This window comes from Moorena sp. SIOASIH, from assembly GCF_010671925.1.
Lineage (GTDB): Bacteria > Cyanobacteriota > Cyanobacteriia > Cyanobacteriales > Coleofasciculaceae > Moorena.
The window spans coordinates 1-16,438 of record NZ_JAAHIH010000009.1 but is presented as its reverse complement, the minus strand read 5'-3'; the positions used below and the strand labels follow the sequence as shown (position 1 = coordinate 16,438).

Sequence of the window (16,438 nt, the reverse complement as noted above, 5' to 3'; positions counted from 1 at the left end):
GCGCAGCGGGGCGTCAGCCCTTAGCAATCCGTGGGACGCTTTTAACAGACTAGGATGAACCGCATCCGTTCTGTTTTGGGGAAATTATTGAAAATTACTGCCAAGCTGGCAACATGGCTAAGCTATAGCCGTGTTTACTTATCTGTGATCTGAAATCCGCTTTTATAGCCCCCTTTTAGCCCAGTCAAGAGGGAAGTTGCGGCTAGATAAGTTTGGGTTTACCTGCCTTTCACCTAAGGCTTCGCCCCGTGACTTGATTATAAAGGAGGTTTTTAACTTGGATTTGGTATCAGAGGTAGTCTTGAGGGATGTCTACCTAGCAACTTAACATCAATTGCATTATCTTCACCTCTAATCATTTCCAGTCATTGGTTGATTAGTAATAGTTAACTATTACTACCAAAATTCAGAGAGGAAGTCAATTAATTCAACCCCAATTCACAATTCCTTCACGAATTCGTCCCTAAAATGTGAAAGTTCAATGAAATGATACAAAATATACTACTCCTTTTTTAAAAAATCAAAATACTATGAGCAGAGGCTTCGATTAAAAATTATTAATAAGGCGGTCAATAAAAATGACAAGGTCATCTACCTATATATAAGTTACTTTTTTTTTAAAATATCCACATTAGCGGGAACTTTTAAAGTTTTCAGCGGTCTGGTTAATAGACTATTTAGTTGACAACAAAGACTTTAGGGTTAGTGGGTGCCTACCAAATATTTTAAAAAATGGCAGGAGACTCTTCCGTAAAGATTTGCCAAAAACTACCTAAGCAAGTTAGCTCCCTTGAGCATAACTGTTCTATCAGCCTGGGGATTTCAAGCAATTATTCCGTCGTTTAATCATTAGATAACTAATAGAAAGCCGTGATTATCTCCAAGTCTTCTGCTTATACCTCGGTTGATTCACCAATTTGGGATCACAGAATACCCAGTTGTTTATTTCAGCAAGAGGTTCATCAGTCTGCTAACAATAAGATCAAGCGATTAATTGATATTATTGGAGCTTTGGTTGGATTATTAATTACCGTGAGCATCGCAATTCCCATTGCGATCGCTATGTCGATAGTAGATCCCGGTCCATTATTTTATAGTCAGATCCGTTGTGGTCTGAATGGGAAACTCTTCCGAATCTGGAAATTCCGCTCCATGATCGTGGGTGCAGACAAACTCAAGCACTTAGTAGAAAACCAAGCTAAAGGTCATATATTCAAAAATGAAAATGATCCCCGTATCAGTCGGATCGGAGGCTTTCTACGCCGCACCAGTCTTGATGAATTTCCCCAATTCTGGAACGTCTTGATCGGAGAGATGAGCCTAGTCGGAACTCGTCCTCCTACCTTTGATGAAGTCATGGGCTACAACCGCCATCACTACAAGCGTTTAAGAGTTAAACCTGGAATCACCGGTGAATGGCAAGTCAATGGTCGTTCAAAGGTGACTGACTTTGAAGATGTGGTTCTTATGGACTTGGATTACCAACATAAGTGGTCTATCGGCTACGACCTGAAGCTGATTCTGAAAACTATCATGGTAATCTTGAATAGGCATGGTGCTTATTAAGCTCAGTTTATAAGCTGTTAACCTAATACTACTAAATCTGGAGTATTAAATCGGGGTTGAACAGAATGCTTAAGCTAACCCCATCTACAATGTTTGATTGAGAATGTTTGATTGAGGTGGGGTTAGCTTAAGCCAATAAATACGTATCCTTAACATATTAATTAATTAATTACAGGATAACCACTGCTATTTTTAGCAGTCAAATTAATCCTATTTTGCCAAGATTTACCGAACCATGTTGATAACTGCTATAAACAGACCAATAAATACAGTGGAAGTATTGAATGGTGAGACAAGTTGAGGAATAATCACTTTCATGCTCCCTAGGAGAATAAAAATTAACGTTGATGTACCGGGATAAATCCAGGAAATCAATCTTAATAGGTCATATTTATTTTTTAATGGAGCCTACGGGAATTGAACCCGTGTCCGCCCTGGTTATTTACTTATCGCTCATTCACAGGCATAGCCCCTTTAACCCTCGGAGCGGGGATCATCCATTATCCCGGATGACAGGATGCTTTGGTGAAGTCTTAGCTAGCAAACCGACCAAAGACAGCTTACTAGAGCATCCGTTGGGGTTAAGTCCGTAGTCCTTAACGGAGTCAAACTACAGACGCTCGAACCTGTTTATAGGTGTTTAGGCAACAGCAGGTGCAGCCTTACGAGCAAAAGGAACGATGTTGTTCGCAGTTACAATTTTTTTGAGTCCGGTATTTGCGAGAGAAGACTCACTCTCGACCTGAATCACGGGTCAGCTTTCACCAACACGTCGAAACCATTAAGGCCCCTTGCAGTTATTTCTTTTTTATATTATAGTCCATATTTCAATGTAGCAACTACCAAATCCTTTGATCGTCTTGCGGTGATCCTGAATTGGAAAATTTCTTTAAAGCTATTTAGCTGGGTAAATCCCCGCCTTCTATAAGGACGAGGACTTACGTGAACCTGTTAAATCTTGCTGCTGAGGATTTCCTCGATCGCTTGTCGTTCTGCTGGTTCAGTGACAGGCAAACTCTGGCGGGTATCAGTAATCAGCCAATCTAGGGCTGCCGCCTGAACATCAATAGCCGCACCAGTCTTGTCAACACAATAGCGTCCAAACACTAGCTTATCCACTAGACGTACTCCGGCTCCAAGGCGAGAGTATTCAAAAATGACGCTATTCTCAACCGTTGCTCCGCTACAGATCCAGCAATTGGGACCAATCATAGTTGGTCCGATAATCTTTGCCCCATCTTCGATGTGGGTCATAGCACCAATGTAAACCGGACCTTTGATATCTACTTTGTCCCAATTCACGGCCACATTTAAGCCAGTATAGATTCCGGGAGCGACTTCTTTGCCGGGAATCGGTACATTATTGATTTCTCCAAGCAGCACACCTCGAACAGCTCGCCAGTAATCTGGGACTTTACCTATATCAACCCACTGGAAATCCATTGGCACCGCATAGAAAGGAGCCCCCGTTTCCACAAGTTTGGGAAACAGTTCGCCGCCAATATCATATTCCTGACCAGAGGGGATATATTTAAAGATTTCTGGCTCAAAAATGTAAATTCCTGTGTTGATATTGGTACTGAGGGCTTCCTCCACTGAGGGTTTTTCTTGGAAAGCTTTGATTCGACCAGTTTCATCTGTAACTACGACACCGTAGCTAGAAACCTGTTCTCGTGGTACAGGTTTTGCCACTAGGGTAGCAATTGCTCCCTTTTCTTTATGGAATTTAAGTGCTGCTGTCAAGTCCAGGTCAATCAGGGCATCACCACAGAGCACCACAAATGTATCATCAAAGAAGGGATAAAAGTCCTGGATCTTACGCATGCCACCAGCTGAGCCGAGGGCTTCCCCAACCAGTTGACCATCAACAATGCGACCTTCAAAGGAATAAGCAATTTCAACGCCAAAGCGTTGCCCATCTCGAAAATAGCTTTCAATTTCGTTAGCCAAGTGAGAGACGTTGACCACAATTTGGTTGAAGCCATGTTGTCGTAATAGTTCTAGTAAAAACTCCATTACTGGTTTTTGCAGGATGGGAATCAATGGCTTGGGAATAGTGTAAGTGATAGGGCGAACGCGAGTTCCCTTGCCAGCTGCCAGAATCATGGCTTTCATTTATCTTTTCTCCTTAAACTAAATCCATAGAGGTTGATGTGGGCAATTGAGTACGATTCTAACTAGTCCTTGAACTCTCACCCACGATTAGCACAAGGCACTAAAGTCCCTAACTTGTTTTCATCCTTGCTGCTATTACACAGCGGACTTGCAAGCTGGGATTTTCTTTAACCTATGCTTTGAGTGATGCTTTAAGTGACTCCAGCTGAGAATTCCTGGTTTCCTGACAAGGCTAGTTGATTTTACAACCCCCCGCTTTTAAGCGTGGGGTTCATGACTCCAATTTACGGATTTTTATATCTTGGTAGAATTCCTCTTGGCATAACTCAACCTTAGACTGAGCAGATAACAATAGCAGTCCCCAGAAAACACTAACTCTGTCCCCTATTGGTGATTCAATAGGAGCGATCGCTGCTTGTGTGTCAGCTTTTCCCGACATCTTGGCTGTTCCGAGTTTGTCCTCCTGGTAAGAAGAACCAGGGGAAGTTGATGCAACTGATGATGGGGATAACGTCCACCACTCTAACAACTGATTTAAATTCAGCCAATCCTTGTCTGCCGCTAGCTCATACCAGTAGCGGCATAGAAATTCCTCCAGCCGTGTGGCAATCTCGGTCAGGTTTTCATCGTGAGCTAGATGGGCAATACGAGCTGCCTGACTACGGGCACTAGAGCGAGTCCCTTTTTTACGGGAAGGTAAGGGGTTTTCACCCAGTTGGACTGCCATATCCTGCAACTGTTGAATTAGCTCTGGCAGGGTTACTGGGCGTCTTTTAGGGGGTCGGGCAGCAGAGCGACGGCGTAGATGACGTTCTAGATTGCGAGGCAAACCTCTATCTCCCCTGCCACCAATTTCCTCGGACCCATCCAGTTCTTCGGGTTCCTCCAACTCCTCGGGTTCTTCTAAACGTTCCAAGGTATCGGCTTTCAGTAGAACTAGCATGGATGCCCATAGAAACGCTTGCCCAGACTGAGACAAGTCCGTGTCACGGTATCCGAGTTCTGGATCACTGTCTAATGCCAGTGTACTTAGATAGCGGTCAATGACATCAATTACCTGAACATCCCATGGGTCAATTTCTCCCCGCTGTGCCACATCAATGAGAATAGCGATCGCTTCGGTAGCAGGTGTTGTAGTCATCTATTGGATCAAGTCTATTGACTAAAGATATATAGCCATGTCTTGTTTGATACTGTTGATCAATTAACTGACGGCAGGACTTACACAAAACTGGGCACCAAACCCTATAAGCTATAAGTACGCTTAGTGCCCCTACAGGTAGAGTTACTGCGGAAGTGCTGTAAGGGGTGACATCAAGTCCGGTAGCATCGATATTGTTATGATTTGGAGGGAGGACAAATAGGACAACGAAAATCAGGAAGCGTAAATTTCACCTCTTTAATTTTCACTCTTGTAGAGACATTGAAGACAACCTCTGAAACAAACAGGATTTATCTGAACAGACACCATAAATTGGCTATTTTTCGGCATTATTAAATGGTAGCAGTTATATTCGTCTATGGGCAGTAAAGTTTACTGCTCAAATATAACAACTTACTGGCGTTGTTGGTCTTGTATGTACTTCTTAATAACTTCGATAGAACCACCGCCAACGGTACAAACGCCCATAGCTTTTATTCCAAAGCCTAGGCAGTCTAGAGCGAAGTTGGGGGAATTATTTTCTGAGATATATAGAATAAATCCGTTTAATGTTTGACTGCTTTATAAACTCCAAACTTATAGTTAACTTCGATAGCAAGATATAGATGGTCTGGCATTACTTCCATCTCTATAATTTCAAGATCCATGTTCCGGCAAGCTTCTCTAATTAACTCTTTGAGCCTGGTCTCAAGGTTGCCTTTAAGAACTTTTTGTATGTTGTACTTAGGGCAAACTATAACAGGGTACTTACAAGAGTAAACAACATTGTTGTTAGACTTATATTGCTCAGGCATTGAATCCTATAGCGTATAGGGGAGATTCAGTTCCTTGACATTTTCCCAATCCCCAATGGCAATCCCAAAATTAGTCTAATAGTGGATTATCTGACAATGGGTCAGATGCCGATAAAAGCAACTGTTTCTGTTCAATCTCAATTTTGTATTGTTGAATGTCGTCTTCTAATTGTCTAATCTGTTCATCCTTCGAGCGTATCTGCCCAACCATCTTACGAGTTCCTATAAAATTGATAAATCGCGTCCACAAGTTGAATAACCAGGCTATTACTGCTCCAAGCCACATGGCTAGAATCAGTGCAATCGCCAAGGGAGCCTTAACCTGGATACCATCAATAATCCTAATGGAAACAGATTGGGTATTTTCCAAGCCAAATAAGACTAGTGCCAGACATAAAGCGAAAATCAGCAAAAAATTAATCTGTCGCATCAGCTTAATCCAAAACCGTTGCAGTTGCTTCCTACTTCTACAACAGATAACACGAAAAATCGGCTTTTTTAACTTACCGATTACTGGAACGTGCGCAGGTGTCCCAACGCCCACAGGTGAAGGACATCTACTTGGCACGGTGATCAACTGAACTTTTTATCTGTTCTCCCCCCGCTGTTTTGGGGGCTGGGGGGATCTTCCATTAGCTCAGGTTATGACTTTGTGCAGTATAGCAGCAGTTGGAGTTCGCTTCAAGCCTAAACCTGCTTGCATGGGAGGTGTAGGAGATGCCACCAAAACTGGTCAATTGTAAGGCAAGAAACATGAATACTAGAGTAGCTGATTTACGTAAGGATTACACATTGAAGGGTTTGAGTGAAACCGATGTCCACCCAAATCCTTTCGAGCAATTCAAAATTTGGTTTGACCAGGCAGTGGCTGCCGAGTTGCCAGAACCGAATGCCATGACTATAGCTACAGCAACACCAGATGGTAAACCTTCCGCCCGGATGGTACTGCTGAAAGGCTACGATCAGCGGGGTTTTGTCTTTTTCACTAATTATGAAAGTAACAAGGCGCAGCAGTTAATCGAGAATCCTTGGGCTGCCATCACCTTTTGGTGGGCTGAGTTAGAACGACAGGTACGGATTGAGGGGCGAGTGGAGAAGCTAACAGCCGCTGAGTCTGATGGTTATTTTAACAGCCGTCCCAAGGGTTCTCAGCTGGGGGCTTGGGTGTCAGATCAAAGCCAAGTCATCCCTAGTCGTGAGGTGTTGGAGCAACGACTACAGCAACTGAAGCAGGACTATGAAAATAAAGAGGTACCTCGTCCACCCCACTGGGGAGGGTTCCGGGTAATTCCATCAGAAATTGAATTTTGGCAGGGACGTCCCAGTCGGCTCCACGATCGGTTGCTCTACAATCGTGGTGAGGATGGGGATTGGGTGATTAAACGATTGTCCCCTTAGTGAGCTGGTCTTCATTGTCTTGATGCAAAGCGCGAGTGGTTTGGGTTCTGTGTACGGAACCTGCGTTGGTAGTGCTAAAGATATAGTGATTCGGCTAGGGTCTGGTCAAGGTAACAGGAGCTAAAATCACTACTTTTGTACCATCCCAAACTTTCGGTATCTCGAATCCCCTAACGTTTACGCCGAGCTTTTGAGTGCTTTGATTTTGGAGTTTGGATAATGGGAACAGTAAAGTAAAACTGAGAACCTTGGTCTTTGCCAGCTGAATTTGCCCAAATTTTTCCACCCCAGCCTTTGACAATTTGGCGACAAATTGCTAAACCTAGCCCTGTTCCCCCAGTAGTTCGCCGCAGAGCACCTTCTTCTTGATAGAAGCGGTCAAAGACAGTTTCCAGCCGATTGGGTTCAATACCACGTCCAGAATCTTCGATAATCACTACTATCATCGAATCATCCAGTGTTTGGATACTTATTTTTACTTCTCCTTGTGGGCTGGTAAATTTGCAAGCATTATCGAGAAGTCTAGCTAGAGTTTCAACTAGCCACTCCCCGTCGGCTTTGACTAATGGAAGGTTCTCTGGAACTTGAAGCGATAAACTAGGTCGTTCATCTTCAGAACGGCGAGCGCAAACATTACTCAGGGAAAGGTCAATGCACTCTCTTAGGGAGAGGGATTCTGGGTGCCATTCCACACGACCACTTTCTAAGCGAGAAAGAGTAAGGAAGTCCTGAATCAGTTTCCGCATTCGTTCAGCGTCAGTGAGGGCAGTATTGAGCATCACCTGACGCAATTCTAGGGACATATCTGGCTCACTAGCTAGACTCTCAAGACATACTTGAATTGTGGAGAGAGGAGTGCGCAGTTCATGACCTGTAATCGCTACTAAATTGCTACGGGTGCGGTCAAGAGCTTCTAGCTGCTGATTCAAATCTTCTAGGTTGGCGTAGGCTTCGGCTTGAATCAAAGCTACACCGACTTGAGTTGCGATCGCATCCACTAAGGCTAACTCATCCTTTTCCCATTGATAAGGTTGGGACCCACAATGATGTATATCTAACATGCCCAATAACTGACCCTGATACAGCACTGGTACCTTCAGCCAAGAGCGAATGGCAAGCTCTTGGACTAGATTGTCCAAGGTTTTTGATCGTCGATTACCAGTTTTATTTGTGGAATTAGTACCGTTAATCCGAGGATCTGTCTGGGTGTCTTCTACATAAATCCGTTCTCCACTCTGGACAACCTCTTGGAATAGGCAATTGTCTTGCAATGGCCATATTTTTCCTAGTGTGGCAACTAAAGGGTCATCCCCCTGACTAGAGGGCTTTAAGAACTCATGATTGATGATAGTAGTGGTATCTGTTGCTTTACAGCGATAAATTAGACACCGTGATGCTTCAAGGGCTTTACCCAACTCTTGCACAGCCACTTCAAGAATGGCATTGGGGTCAAGGGATCGCCTAATGGCGTTGGAAATAGAGTTGATCAGAGATTCTTTCTTGCCCTGAGCAGCAATGGAGCGATAGGCTTTGAGCAATTTATACTGACCTGCCTGTAGGTAAGTCACCAAACGCTGGACAAAAGGATCAGAATTGGCGGAACTTTGAGCTTGGTCGAGAAGGGATAGATTACTGGTGGAGTTTTGGGTTAATCGAGCACTAACTACGGATGAATCGTCTAAATACTGAGATTTTGCCTGTTCAATCTTAGCGGCTAGTTCAGGTCGGTAAATTTGAATCCGATTGAGTAATATCTCAGCTGCTTTTTGACTCACCTTCCGGTCAAATGTCCAGATTCCTTCAAAACGTCGGGATGAGTCCATTTCCCCATTGGTCACCTCTAGTATTGGTGAGGGTCGTTCTTGACAAATTAAACAGTTTGTGTAACTTTGCCCAATAACTACTAAATGCCATTCTTGAGAGAGGGCATCGTTGGGTTCAAATGCCACGGTTTCGTGATACTCTGAACTGTTATTAAATTCTGTTTCCGGTGCTGCTAGTACATAAACTTGGGGGGTCTGTTGAGCAATGCGTCGATATCGATGAGCTTCCTGACGGTAGAAACGCTCTCGCTGGAAGCTAGCAATGACCAACGGCTGCTCTGAGCCAGCTAATACCTGATCTTCCATGGCATGGGAAAGTGCGGTCAAAGAAGACTTGAAGTACACCTGTGACCGCAGTATAGGTATAGCTTGCAGTAAGCTTTGCAGCACGGAAGTCGTAATAATCATGTGACAGCTCCTACACTGAATCGAAAGATTCAGTGTAGGCTTCGCAACCAATCCGGCTATTGCTTAGGAGGCGTTGCGCTTTAAGAACGGACTGCCCTGCCGCTCTGTTTTTTTGACTTTTTTTTAAGACTGTTTCACCGACAAACCAGCATTTTCGGCTTTGAAAGTCAGTATATACAATATAACACATCGCTTGGTCTTTCGTGAAATACTCTGTGCAAAATTAATCCCACACTCAAGCGCGTTCCCTTAGCGTGGCCAAAGGCCAAGCGTCGCAGATGTGGGGCTTCTTTTGCCGGAAGCAAAAACTTCACGGGAGCGTGGAAACCACACCTATGGGCGACGGGGGAGGAAAAACTAGCTGGGGTGTTTAGTCCCAATCAGGGCATGGGGTGCTGACAACCTATAGACTTTTAGGTGTACCTTTCTCAATTTATCTTATACACAGGGGATTGAACACAGCGAATCTTGAAGCCTCACTCTGTTTCAGATGTATCGGGTTAATTCAACCCGATATCGTTGTTTTTTAGTAATAGAGACATCCCCAACCTCCAAGCGTCCTTTACCACGAATGGCAATCAAATCTCCAGATTTGACTGTATAGCTAGATTGTTTGACCTCTTTCCAGTTAACTCGCACATCACCAGTGGTAATCAAATCAACCATCTTACTGCGGGACATACCAAACCCAGCCGATGCGATCGCATCTAGACGCATGGAAGCTTCTGTTGTTGTTCTGAGTTTCTTTTTTGGTTCCCTAACCTTGAGTTCACTCAAATCAATCCGTTGAGTTTTGACAGGTACCGAACGCACCTGATTTAAATTCAGCTCCAGAAACTCTACCAACTCTGGTACGACAATCACCTGAGCACCTCGCTCTCCCAAGACAATAATGTCCCCAATCTTCTCTCGCACCAATCCAGTTCCCAGAATTGCGCCCAAGAAATCCCGGTGAGTTGCCGTATCAAACAAAAAATTCCCAGCAATATCCAAACCCACCACCTCTACCTGAGATTGATCCAGAGGCAATTCCTCACGGGCGATCCCTAACCGTTGCCGTTCCGCCTGAGGATATCCTCCCCAAGTCACTAATTGCACCTCTGTCAACCGTTCAAACTGCTGAGCAACCTCTACCAAAACTGGCGGTGATAGAAAATCAGTCAATACCACCTCCCAAGTCTTAATTGCTTGATCAGCTTGGTCAATCACACGAGCCACATCCTCTCGATTGTCTACACCTTTTAAAAGTTCTTCTCTAGGTAGCATCCTAATAACTTGTTAAAGACGTTTGATTCCAAATAATGCTCTAAATAATTAGTTCTTCAAACTGTAATCAGGATTTAGTCATAGGTAATTAGTTTCCTTTACCATCTATTACCCATTACTAATGATAAAAGTTATCTTTCTTAAATTTTATTTATTTTTATTTACATTGATGCTTAGTCACTTCGTGCTATTTGCGCCTTTGGGATTTTCACCACAAAAATAATTGCGCAACCCTTAATTACTCTCCAGGAACTCATACCTTTGAATAGTCTCCGGCTGAAACTGACGCAGAATTTTATTCCCTAGCTCCGTCAAACTCTCGGATCCCTGAACAACAATTAAGTATTTCCCCTGATTGAGACGGTTCCGATAAGGCAGTGCATCACCACTACCAACACTCAACCCAACCCCACCTCCAACGAAAATGCTACCCATTGCTGCTGCGATCGCACCAAATACCCCTCCCAGGAGATGATTGCCAATTTCGCTAGAGAAGCCAAACAGTTTTATTTCCGTTAGCACATTGAACAGATAACCCGCCGCAAATCCAAAGGGAACCAACCAATATGCCATTAGTCGGGCTCCCTTGATTCCCTGTTGTTTGGGGTCAATGAATCCAAACTCATCAGCACTCTTATATCCTCTACCCAAGATACTTACTCGATCCATAGGTAACTCTTCTTTTTCCAAAGCAGTATAAGCTTCTTCTGCCTTAATGCGGTTGGGGAATACAGCAATCAGATATTTCATCGCCACTTGTGCTGATTATCTAGATATGAACTTGACTTGAACTCTTCCTTGAGCTCCTTTTGATCCCCCGCCTCAAGCACAGGGGTTTTCAACAGTTAGAGTTTTGAGAAATTTTCCATCAAAGATGGGGGAAACTTAAAATCTTTTAGATCACTAGCGATCCAGGGATACCTTTGCAGTTAAGATAGCATACTGCGGTCAGAGCTACTCAATGTGAACAAATCGACCTGTTCAACTACATTTCCTTGTAGTTAAGTGCTATTTGATGATGGTTCATCTGTACTACTATTGGGGTTGATCTGAGTTTCTCATGGCATAGCTCCAGCACCGTGTGTATAGCCCATTAACCTATCTCCTGGTCATGTCTAAGGTTCTTGTTTCTGACTCAATTGATCAAGCTGGCATTGATATCCTTTCCCAAGTTGCTCAGGTTGATTTCAATCCGAATCTATCACCGGAAGAACTATTGACAATTATCCCAGACTATGATGCTCTGATGATTCGCTCTGGCACCCGCGTTACCCAAGAGGTAATTGAGGCGGGCAAGCAACTCAAGATCATTGGTCGTGCTGGTGTTGGGGTTGATAACGTCGATATCCCAGCAGCAACTCGTCATGGGATTGTAGTGGTTAACTCTCCGGAAGGGAATACTATAGCCGCAGCCGAACATGCCCTGGCAATGATGCTAGCCCTATCTCGCCATATCTCCGATGCCAATCAGTCAGTTAAAAGCAATAAGTGGCAGCGTAAGCTTTTTATTGGCACAGAAGTTTACAAAAAAACCCTTGGTGTAGTTGGCTTGGGTAAAATTGGCTCCCATGTTGCAACTGTCGCCCGAGCAATGGGAATGAAGTTGCTGGGCTATGACCCCTTCATTTCCGTAGAACGGGCGGAACAGCTAGGCTGTCGTTTAGTCGAGATGGATTTGCTGTTGCGCGAGTCTGATTACATCACATTGCATATCCCCAAAACTCCAGAAACCACTCATCTGATTAATGACGAAGCCATTGCTAAGATGAAGCCGACTGCCCGAATTATCAACTGTGCCAGAGGAGGCATTATTGATGAAGAAGCCCTGGCTAACGCACTCAAAGAGGGTAAGATTGCTGGTGCAGCATTGGATGTTTATGAATCAGAACCACTAGGAGAATCGCCCTTGCGTGAATTGGGGAAAGAAATGGTTCTGACCCCCCACCTAGGGGCATCTACCACAGAAGCCCAAGTTAATGTTGCTGTTGATGTAGCCGAACAAATTCGGGATGTCCTCTTAGGCTTACCCGCCCGTTCAGCAGTTAATATTCCTGGATTGTCACCCAATGTGATTGAAAAACTAAGACCATACATGGAGTTGGCAGAAACTCTGGGTAACCTAGTTGCTCAACTGGCGGGGGGACGCATTGAATTACTTGATGTCCGATTACAGGGAGAGTTAGCTACCAATGAAAGCCAGCCCTTAGTGGTTGCTGCCCTCAAAGGCTTACTTTCCCAGGCACTGCGAGAGCGGGTAAACTATGTCAATGCATCCATTGAAGCAAAAGAGCGGGGCATTCGGGTAATTGAAACCAGGGATGCTTCGATGCGAGACTATTCTGGGTCCCTAGATCTATCAGCTACCGGTTCCATGGGGAAACATTCTGTAACGGGTGCTCTGTTGAATGATGGGGAAATCCACATTACCAGTATCGACGACTTCCCGATTAATGTCCCTCCCACTCACTATATGCTGTTTACCCTACACCGGGATATGCCCGGAATTATTGGTAAAATTGGCTCTCTACTGGGTAGTTTTAATGTCAATATTGCCAGTATGCAGGTGGGCCGCAAAATTGTGCGGGGTGACGCAGTTATGGTGCTTAGTCTAGATGACCCCTTACCGGAGGGAGTTTTGACAGAGATTATGAAGGTGCCAGGGATTAGGGATGCTCACACGGTAACTTTATAAGTTAAGTACTGAATATATTCAGTACTGAGTGCTGAGTGCTGAGTGCTGAATATGGGGAAAAGGTTATAGGTACAAACAATCTTGATCCTTAACGAAGGAGCGCGTATCTCCCCCTGCTGACTCCCCACTCTTAAACTCAGCACTCTTGACCAAAAAGATGGGTTTCAAGCCCCGTCCTTCTAGGACGGCTTTCAAATAATCTGTTATTATCAAACAGTGGCCTAACACAGACAGGATTCGTCGGTACTGTCATAACTCCACGACGTAAAGCGATGTTAGCACCTGAGGCGCGAAAAACCTCATTAAAAACGTATGGATCCTAATAGATACCGAAAACCAGTAAAGCAAACCTTAAAGATTAAAAAGTACCGTGGGGCACACGGAAACTGAGTAAACTCAACGCTTAGGGAGATAAGCCCACTGGGGTTAGTTAAATTAGGCTAGGTATTTGGTTTTTAAACGGGTACTCGGCTTAAGTATTGCCTTTGACGGATAGCTAATTTTAAGGCATGTCGAGGAACTAAGAATCCCCGCTCATAAGCGGGCGGGGAGTGTCAAATCGGAACTAAGATATGGCAAACAGCTGGTGGGAAATTCAAATTTTGTGCGACTCTGCCTTAGAGGATTTAATCTTCTGGCGACTAGAAAAGTTTGGTTGTCGAGGAATGTCCAGCCAGCTTAAGGGACAGTCTCAACTAGTGCTTGCTCACTTACCCCAAATACAAGCACAGCTGTTGGATTTGGCAGCCCTTGCCCTTTGGGTAAGTCAGGACGCCCTTACTGTAGGGCTGCCAGTACCGATAACTCGGTGGCACCTGATTGATGAGGAAGATTGGGCAAGTAGTTGGAAACAATACTGGGAACCCCAAGAAATTGGCGATCGCTTTTTGATCTATCCCGCCTGGCTACCCTTACCAGACCCTTCCGAACGGATCTTGTTACGCCTTGATCCCGGAGCAGCATTTGGCACAGGTACCCATCCCACCACTCAGTTATGCCTGGAAGCATTAGAGATGCGTCTAGGCTACAGTGATCAGGAGAATGTGGTAGTGGATATTGGCTGTGGTTCGGGCATTCTCTCTATTGCCTCGGTGTTGTTAGGGGCTAAAAAGGTCTATGGCGTAGATATTGACCCCTTAGCAGTGGGTGCTGCCCGCAACAACCGCTCTCTTAACAACATGTCTGACCAGGATCTGGTGATAGAACAAGGTAGTTTAGAAACCTTGTCTAAGCTTACTAATGGTGAACCAGTAGATGGAATCCTCTGCAATATTCTGGCAGAGGTGATTATTGATTTAATTCCACTAATGAGTGCTATAGCGAAACCCACCAGCTGGGCAGTTATCAGTGGTGTGTTATTAGATCAGGTGAAACCGATTGCTGATACCCTAGAACAAAATAACTGGATTGTCGCCACCCTCTGGAAGCGTCAGGATTGGTGTTGTTTTAATATTCGGCGTTCGTGATGACTCATTAGTCATTTGGGTAAATGAAGCTTCCCCCACCTGGTTATCACCGAGGTGGGGGTGTCCTATGCGCGCTCTAGAGCTACGAAGCGCCCACAGATCACACAAACAAGCCCAGCTTCTAGGCGATCGTCCAGACCTTTTGCTGGGACGACCCTCGTTGCCATTTCTGCGAACGAGTTTAAACACGCCTCTAGCACCGATATTGTAAGCACCGTTAAGATCAGCATTGAATCGCTTACCTGAAGAGAAAGTTGCTAGGGCATAATTCTTCGAGTCACGTTTGACCTTGCCGGAACCATCAAAGCCAAGTTTGGAGGTGTAAGCCGCCACAACCTCTACCACTTTGCCGCCCAATTCAGCCCACTTCATTTCAGTAAAATCGCGAATTTTTGCCTTAAGCCACCCATGAAAGCGTTGACGGAGGTTAGACCGCTTATGTCCACCTTTTGCCTTCCATCCTTTAAGGTTCTCAAATACGATTGCTTCAGAATTGAATTTTTTAGCAATCTCAACAATTCCCTTAGAAACTACATGGCCAATTTGATTATTGATTCTTCGGCATTTTTGATAAGTTTTAGAGCAGAACCCTTTATGGAGTTTTCCGCCCTTGCCCATGGTCAATGATGCCCGCATAGATACGGATTTTAGTCGCTTATCCCGACGGTCTATGTCTCTCCCAGGGTGGATAAACTCCCTGTGGATTACAGTGCCGCTGTGGGTCACGACCGCTATAGTCGCAGTAGTATTAATTCCTAGATCTACCGCTGTTACATTAGCCTCTGGTTTCCGCTTTTCTGGCTTACAACTAAACGGAACTGACAGATGACAAACTCTTTCATTAAAAATTAAAGACGGTGACAGCATTTTGTTGCTTGCCACTTGATGTCTTTCTCTTAGACCGGTAATTTGAACGTTAGTCCAAACCCAATCTGAACCATTGAATACTTTGATCTCAACCTGATCAAAACCGTAAAGTTTATAACATTGACCCTTGTATAAAGCCGGATAACAACCAGCATCAGCATTTAGCCGTGGAGGTTTAGTGTCTCTCCTTTTTCGCGTACCCGATTGCCATTCGTTATACCGGGTCACGAAACTACTAACCTGACCAGCAGCAAAAGCAATCGCAGCTCGACGGTAATAGCTTGGAAATTTGTAAAAAGCTTTGTTGAACTGGGGGTATTTTATATTAGGACGTTTAGCCGTTTCATGCATTAACCGCTCAACAGCAGGAGTTAGCTGATTGGCCGTAGGCCACGCTACGCGATCGGCTGTTAAAGATCCTAGTTCTGCCCAATGGGTGTAAATGATGCCAACCAAAAACCGACAAGCACGGCGGTATATCTTAACCGTTTCTCCAAAAAATACTTTTTGATCTGGAGTCGGGTTAAGTTGCCACTTATCGGTTCTTATGATTTTGGTCGGCGTTTTCACTGTTTTACAAACTCGGTTACAACTAATATTTTAACTTACATAAAATAAGATGACAATCGACAATTACTGTTCCAGGCTTTTGAATACTTGGATCAGCGTGGACTAACCCCCACCTGAACGTTCGCGTAGCGTGGCCTACGGCCAGGTGGGGGAATGCGTCTCACGGCTTGTTCAACTTTTAACCTTCAACTTTCAACTTTCAACTTTCAACTTTCAACTTTCAACTTTCAACTTTCAACTTTCAACTTTCAACTTTCAACTTTCAACTTTCAACTTTCAACTTTCAACTTTCAACTTTCAACTTTCAACTT

At 44.3% G+C, this 16,438-nt stretch carries 12 protein-coding genes and 1 other RNA gene; 4 read left to right on the top strand and 9 right to left on the bottom strand.

Annotated features, from left to right (window positions below; all coding sequences use genetic code 11):
- Nucleotides 1–930: 930 nt before the first annotated feature.
- Entirely contained in the window at nt 931–1,566 is a 636-nt protein-coding gene (locus F6J90_RS39600; RefSeq protein WP_293107872.1) for a sugar transferase, read from the top strand.
- A 399-nt stretch (nt 1,567–1,965) separates the two neighbouring features.
- Here the strand turns inward: F6J90_RS39600 and ssrA are convergent.
- The 5 genes from ssrA to F6J90_RS39580 all read right to left on the bottom strand — a co-directional run bounded on the left by ssrA (nt 1,966) and on the right by F6J90_RS39580 (nt 6,067).
- Nucleotides 1,966–2,357: a transfer-messenger RNA gene (gene ssrA / locus F6J90_RS39595) on the bottom strand.
- Nucleotides 2,358–2,517: 160 nt separating this feature from the next.
- Nucleotides 2,518–3,681 carry an NDP-sugar synthase gene (locus F6J90_RS39590; RefSeq protein ID WP_293107261.1) on the bottom strand — a complete coding sequence of 388 codons (1,164 nt, stop codon included), beginning with the start codon at nt 3,679–3,681 and terminating at the stop codon, nt 2,518–2,520.
- Between the two features lie 271 nt (nt 3,682–3,952).
- Entirely contained in the window at nt 3,953–4,822 is an 870-nt protein-coding gene (locus tag F6J90_RS39585; protein ID WP_293107258.1) for a segregation/condensation protein A, read from the bottom strand.
- A 566-nt stretch (nt 4,823–5,388) separates the two neighbouring features.
- Nucleotides 5,389–5,637, bottom strand: a complete 249-nt coding sequence (gene tnpA / locus F6J90_RS43940) for an IS200/IS605 family transposase (protein WP_366514004.1) — start codon at nt 5,635–5,637, stop codon at nt 5,389–5,391.
- A 70-nt stretch (nt 5,638–5,707) separates the two neighbouring features.
- Nucleotides 5,708–6,067 carry a LapA family protein gene (locus F6J90_RS39580; protein WP_293038841.1) on the bottom strand — a complete coding sequence of 120 codons (360 nt, stop codon included), beginning with the start codon at nt 6,065–6,067 and terminating at the stop codon, nt 5,708–5,710.
- Between the two features lie 323 nt (nt 6,068–6,390).
- Between F6J90_RS39580 and pdxH the strand changes: the two genes are divergently transcribed.
- Entirely contained in the window at nt 6,391–7,035 is a 645-nt protein-coding gene (pdxH, locus tag F6J90_RS39575; RefSeq protein WP_293107254.1) for a pyridoxamine 5'-phosphate oxidase, read from the top strand.
- A 170-nt stretch (nt 7,036–7,205) separates the two neighbouring features.
- On the opposite strand, the gene F6J90_RS39570 is transcribed toward pdxH, so the two are convergent.
- From F6J90_RS39570 to F6J90_RS39560, 3 genes are all read right to left on the bottom strand, one after another.
- Nucleotides 7,206–9,266 (bottom strand): DICT sensory domain-containing protein, encoded by a 2,061-nt coding sequence (locus tag F6J90_RS39570; RefSeq protein WP_293107251.1) that lies wholly within the window; start codon nt 9,264–9,266, stop codon nt 7,206–7,208.
- 486 nt (nt 9,267–9,752) lie between these two features.
- Complete coding sequence (locus F6J90_RS39565; RefSeq protein WP_293107248.1) at nt 9,753–10,532, bottom strand: photosystem II S4 domain protein; 780 nt, start codon at nt 10,530–10,532, stop codon at nt 9,753–9,755.
- Between the two features lie 234 nt (nt 10,533–10,766).
- On the bottom strand, nt 10,767–11,282 hold the full coding sequence (locus F6J90_RS39560) for a hypothetical protein (protein ID WP_293107245.1): 516 nt from the start codon (nt 11,280–11,282) through the stop codon (nt 10,767–10,769).
- A 361-nt stretch (nt 11,283–11,643) separates the two neighbouring features.
- On the opposite strand from F6J90_RS39560, the gene serA reads away from it, so the two are divergent.
- Nucleotides 11,644–13,224 (top strand): phosphoglycerate dehydrogenase, encoded by a 1,581-nt coding sequence (serA, locus tag F6J90_RS39555; protein WP_293107242.1) that lies wholly within the window; start codon nt 11,644–11,646, stop codon nt 13,222–13,224.
- A 572-nt stretch (nt 13,225–13,796) separates the two neighbouring features.
- A complete protein-coding gene (prmA, locus tag F6J90_RS39550) occupies nt 13,797–14,690 on the top strand; it encodes a 50S ribosomal protein L11 methyltransferase (protein WP_293107239.1) in 894 nt (297 codons plus the stop codon).
- On the opposite strand, the gene F6J90_RS39545 is transcribed toward prmA, so the two are convergent.
- The gene (locus F6J90_RS39545; RefSeq protein ID WP_293107237.1) at nt 14,613–16,127 is read right to left on the bottom strand and encodes a transposase; all 1,515 of its coding nucleotides are present in this window, start codon (nt 16,125–16,127) and stop codon (nt 14,613–14,615) included. The two genes, prmA and F6J90_RS39545, sit on opposite strands and share 78 nt — an antisense overlap.
- Nucleotides 16,128–16,438: the final 311 nt, after the last annotated feature.